This window comes from Micromonospora sp. ATA51, from assembly GCF_016802855.1.
GTDB lineage: Bacteria > Actinomycetota > Actinomycetes > Mycobacteriales > Micromonosporaceae > Micromonospora > Micromonospora sicca.
The window spans coordinates 1-5,024 of sequence record NZ_JAEVHJ010000412.1; the positions used below are offsets into that span (position 1 = coordinate 1).

Consider the following 5,024-nt stretch of genomic DNA (forward strand, 5'->3'; position numbering starts at 1 on the left):
CGCGAAGGACCCGACGCTGTGGGGCCCGGAGGCCGAGCCGACGGCGAAGGCCCGCCTCGGCTGGCTGGACACCCACCGGCGCAGCCGGGAACTCCTCCCCCAGCTCGCCGAGCTGACCGCCGAGCTGGAGGACCTCGACCACGTGGTGCTCGCCGGAATGGGCGGCTCGTCGCTCGCCCCCGAGGTGATCGCCCGGACCCTGGGCCGCCCGCTGACCGTGCTGGACACCACCGACCCGGGCCAGGTCCGGGCGACGCTGGCCGACCGCTTGGAGCGGACCGTCGTGGTGATCTCCAGCAAGTCGGGCGGGACGGTGGAGACCGACAGCCACCGGCGCGCCTACTGGCAGGCCTTCCTCGACGCCGGCATGACCGAGGCGGAGGCGGCCCGGCACTTCGTGGTGGTCACCGACCCGGGCTCGCCGCTGGCGGAGACGGCCGCCGAGATGGGCGTGGTGACCATCTTCGCCGACCCGGAGGTGGGCGGCCGGTACTCGGCGCTCACCGCGTTCGGGCTGGTTCCGGCGGCGCTGGCCGGGGCCGAGGTGACCGAACTCCTCGACGAGGCCGAGGCGCTGGGCGGGGCGCTGGGCCGGGACCGGGACAACCCGGGCCTGGCGCTGGGCGCCGCTCTGGCCGCGGCCGCCACCACCGGCCGCGACAAGGTCGCCCTGGTCGGCGACGGCACCGGCATCGACGGGCTGGGTGACTGGGTGGAGCAGCTGCTCGCCGAGTCGACCGGCAAGGCCGGCGTGGGCATCCTGCCGGTGGTGGTGGAGTCCCCGCGGGCGCCCGGCGCCGCCGGCCCCGACGTGCTCACGGTGTCCTACGGCGGGGCGCTGACCGCGGGGGACGTGCCCGGCGGTGGCGGCAACCCCGACGTGGCGGTCAACGGCCCGCTCGGCGCGCACTTCCTGACCTGGGAGTACGCCACCGCGATCGCCGGCGTGGTGCTCGGCGTCGACCCGTTCGACCAGCCGAACGTCACCGAGTGCAAGGAGAACACCAGCCGGATCCTGGCCGCGGGTCCGCCGGCGGAGACGCCGTCGTTCGCCGAGGGCGCCATCGAGGTGTACGCGCCGCCGGCCGCTCCCGGCGACCTGGCCGGCGTGCTGCGGTGGCTGCTCGACGGGCTGGGCGACGACGGATACCTCGCGGTGCTGGCGTACCTCGACCGCCAGGCCGACGCGGCGATGGCCGGGCTGCGCCCGCTGCTCGCCGAGGCGGCGGCCGGCCGGTGACCTTCGGGTGGGGTCCGCGCTTCCTGCACTCGACCGGGCAGTACCACAAGGGCGGCCCGCAGGTCGGCAGCTTCCTCCAGGTGACCGGCGCGGTCGCCGAGGATCTGCCGGTCCCGGGACGCCCGTACACCTTCGGAGAGCTCCAGGCGGCCCAGGCCGCCGGCGACCGGCAGGCGCTGGCCGGCCGGGAGCGGCCGGTGCTGCGACTGCACCTGACCGAGCGGGCGGCGGGCGTCGCCCAGCTGCTGGATGCGGCCGGACGGACACGGACGTGACGATGAATGACGTGAACCCAGCGGAGCGAGGAGGCGGCGTGAACCCGCTGCGCGACCCGCAGGACCGGCGGTTGCCGCGGATCCCGGAGCCGTGCGCTCTGGTGATATTCGGCGTCACCGGGGACCTGGCGCGGAAGAAACTACTGCCGGCGGTCTACGACCTGGCGAACCGGGGGCTGCTGCCCCCCAGTTTCATGGTCCTCGGCTTCGCCCGGCGGGACTGGGGCGACGGGGACTTCGAGACGCTGGCCTGCGAGGCGGCCCGCAAGCACGCCCGCACGCCCTGGCGGGACGAGGTCTGGGCCCGGCTGGCCGGCAACATCAAGTTCGTCGGCGGCTCGTTCGACGACGACGCCGCGTTCGACCACCTCGCCGCGACCCTCGACGAGCTGCGCGACACCCACGGCATCCCGGGCAACGCCGCCTTCTACTTCTCCATCCCCCCGGCGGCCTTCCCGGTGGTGCTCAAGCAGCTCGCCCGCACCGGGATGGCGGACAACGCCAAGTCCGGCGGCTGGCGGCGGGTGGTGGTGGAGAAGCCGTTCGGCCACGACCTGCCCTCGGCGAAGGCGCTCAACGACCTGGTCGACGACGTCTTCACCCGGCCGGACGTCTTCCGGATCGACCACTATCTGGGCAAGGAGACGGTCCAGAACATCCTCGCCCTGCGGTTCGCCAACAACCTGTTCGAGCCGCTGTGGAACTCCAAGTACGTCGACTCGGTGCAGATCACCATGGCCGAGGACGTCGGCATCGGCACCCGGGCCGGCTTCTACGACTCGGCCGGCGCCGCCCGCGACGTGCTCCAGAACCACCTGCTTCAGCTCCTCGCCCTGGTGGCGATGGAGGAACCGACCAGCTTCGACGCCGACGAGATCCGGACCGAGAAGCTCAAGGTGCTCAAGGCGATCACGGTGCCGAAGGACGTCGCCCGGGACACCGTCCGCGGGCAGTACCTGCCCGGCTGGGTCGGCGGCGAGCGCGCGGTGGGCTACCTGGAGGAGAAGGGCGTGCCGGCCGACTCCACCACGGAGACCTACGTGGCCGTCCGGCTCGGCATCCAGAACCGGCGCTGGGCGGAGGTGCCGTTCTACATCCGGGCCGGCAAGCGGCTGCCCCGGCGGGTCACCGAGGTGGCCATCATGTTCAAGAAGGCGCCGCACCTGCCGTTCAACCAGGAGGACATGGAGTCGCTCGGCAACAACCAGCTCGTCATCCGGGTCCAGCCGGACGAGGGCGTGGTGTTGAAGTTCGGCTCGAAGGTGCCCGGCACCACCATGGAGGTCCGCGACATCGCGATGGACTTCCAGTACGGCGAGGCGTTCACCGAGTCCAGCCCCGAGGCGTACGAGCGGCTGGTGCTGGACGTGCTGATCGGCGACCGGACCCTCTTCCCGGACGCCGCCGAGGTCGAGCAGAGCTGGCATGTGGTCGACCCGCTGGAGCACGCCTGGGCGGGTACGAAGCCGGAGCCGTACCGGTCCGGCGAGTGGGGGCCGCGGGCGGCCGACGAGATGCTGGCCCGCGAGGGCCGGGCCTGGCGGCGGGCGTGACCGGGCACAGCGAGGAAACCAGGAGGCTCCAGTGATCGGGCTGTGGGACACCACCGGCAACGAGGTGGTCAAGGCGCTCGCCGCGGAGCGCCGCAGCGCCGGCGGGGTGGCCAGCGGCATGGCGCTCACCCTGATCGTGGTGGTGGACGAGAAGCGGGTCCGCGAGGCGGAGGCGGCGGCGACGATCGCCGCCGCCGCCCACCCGTGCCGGATCGTGGTGGTGGTCCGCTCGGACGTGGAGCGGGACCGCAACCGGCTGGACGCGGAGATCGTCGTCGGCGGCCGGCTGGGCCCGTGCGAGGCGGTGGTGACCCGGATGTACGGCCGGCTCGCCCTGCACGCCGAGTCGGTGGTGATGCCGCTGCTGGTGCCCGACGTACCGGTGGTCGCCTGGTGGCACGGCGAGCCGCCGGCCGAGATCGCGACCGACTTCCTCGGCGTGGTGGCGGACCGGCGGATCACCGACGCCGCGCAGGCCGCCGACCCGATCGAGGCGATCCGCCAGCGGGCCCGGGACTACGCCCCCGGCGACACCGACCTGGCCTGGACCCGGATCACCCCGTGGCGCACCTTGGTCGCCGGGGCGTTCGACACCACCCAGGCCCGGATCACCGGGGCGACGGTCGTCGCGCCGCGGCTGGACCCGACGGCGGCGCTGATGCGCGGCTGGCTGGCCGCTCGGCTGGGCATCGACCCGGTGTGGGAGCCCACCGATGTGCACCCCCGGCTGCGGGAGGTGCAGCTGCGCTGCGCCAACGGCGACGAGCTGACGCTCACCCGGGAGGACAGCGCCGCCACCTTCCGGCGCAGCGGGCAGGAGGACCGGACCCTGCCGCTGGTCCGCCGGCCGCTCGGCGACGAGCTGGCCGAGGAGCTGCGCCGGCTCGACGCCGACCAGGTCTACGCCGAAGCGCTCGGCGCCGCGGCCGGCCTCACCGGCCTGGACCAGCGCCCCGGCACCCGGGTGCACGTGTGGAAGGATCCGGCGACCGCCCAGCGGGCCGAGGCCGGGGTCACCGCGCACGCCGGCACGACCGCGAACCACTGAGCGGACGGGCCGCGACGGTCGCCTGCGCGGCGGTCGTCAGACGGGACCGCTGGGCGGTCGGAGAGCACAGGTGACCGCGTACGCGGTCGGAACGCGAGGCACGACGAATGAGTGAGGCGAGTGTCGCCGTACACGCCGACGCCGACCTGCTGGCCCAGGCGGTGGCGGCCCGTTTGGTGGTGAAGCTGCTGGACGCCCAGGCGGACCGGGGACAGGCGTCGGTGGTGCTGACCGGCGGGCGGATCGCCGCGGCGGTGTACCGGGCGGTGGCGGCGCTGCCGGCCCGGGACGCCGTCGACTGGTCCCGGGTCGACGTGTGGTGGGGCGACGAGCGCTTCCTGCCGGCGGGCGACCCGGGACGCAACGAGACCCAGGCCCGGGCGGCGCTGCTGGACGTGGTGCCGCTGGACCCGGCCCGGATCCACCCGATGCCGCCCTCCGACGGGCCGGCCGGCAACGACCCGGAGGCGGCCGCCGCCCGGTACGCCGAGGAGCTGGCCCGGGCGGCCCGGCCGGGGCACGCCGCACTCCCCCACTTCGACGTGCTGATGCTCGGCGTCGGGGAGGACGGGCACGTGGCCTCGGTCTTCCCGGAGCACCCGGTGCACCACGACAACCGGCCGGTCAGCGCGGTCCGGGGCAGTCCGAAGCCGCCGCCGCTGCGGACCACCCTCACCCTGCCGGCGATCAACACGGCCGAGGAGGTCTGGCTGGTCGCCAGCGGGGCCGACAAGGCCCGGGCGGTGGGCATGGCGCTGGCCGGGGCGGGGCCGGTGCAGCTGCCCGCGGCCGGCGTGCGCGGCGTTGGTCGTACCCTCTGGCTGCTGGACCGGGCCGCGGCGGCCGAGGTGCCGCCGCGGCTGCGCAGCCTGCGCTGACGGTCGGACCGCGAGCCCCGACGGGACCGG

Annotated in this window: 3 protein-coding genes and 1 pseudogene; all 4 read left to right on the forward strand. The window is 74.8% G+C overall.

Features of this window, described 5'->3' with window-relative positions; translation table 11 throughout:
• Positions 1-1,515: pseudogene (locus tag JNW87_RS34655) on the forward strand (glucose-6-phosphate isomerase); the annotation flags it as partial.
• A 2-nt stretch (positions 1,516-1,517) separates the two neighbouring features.
• On the forward strand, positions 1,518-3,068 hold the full coding sequence (gene zwf / locus JNW87_RS34660) for a glucose-6-phosphate dehydrogenase (protein WP_109805972.1): 1,551 nt from the start codon (positions 1,518-1,520) through the stop codon (positions 3,066-3,068).
• A 31-nt stretch (positions 3,069-3,099) separates the two neighbouring features.
• Positions 3,100-4,116, forward strand: a complete 1,017-nt coding sequence (locus tag JNW87_RS34665) for a glucose-6-phosphate dehydrogenase assembly protein OpcA (RefSeq protein WP_109805973.1) — start codon at positions 3,100-3,102, stop codon at positions 4,114-4,116.
• Between the two features lie 107 nt (positions 4,117-4,223).
• A complete protein-coding gene (gene pgl, locus JNW87_RS34670) occupies positions 4,224-4,994 on the forward strand; it encodes a 6-phosphogluconolactonase (RefSeq protein WP_109805974.1) in 771 nt (256 codons plus the stop codon).
• Positions 4,995-5,024 lie beyond the last annotated feature (30 nt).

Bases quoted from the DNA above. Each gene is read 5' to 3' on its own strand.
- zwf (WP_109805972.1), top strand. From the start codon at position 1,518: ATGAATGACGTGAACCCAGCGGAGCGAGGAGGCGGCGTGAACCCGCTG.
- pgl (WP_109805974.1), top strand. From the start codon at position 4,224: ATGAGTGAGGCGAGTGTCGCCGTACACGCCGACGCCGACCTGCTGGCC.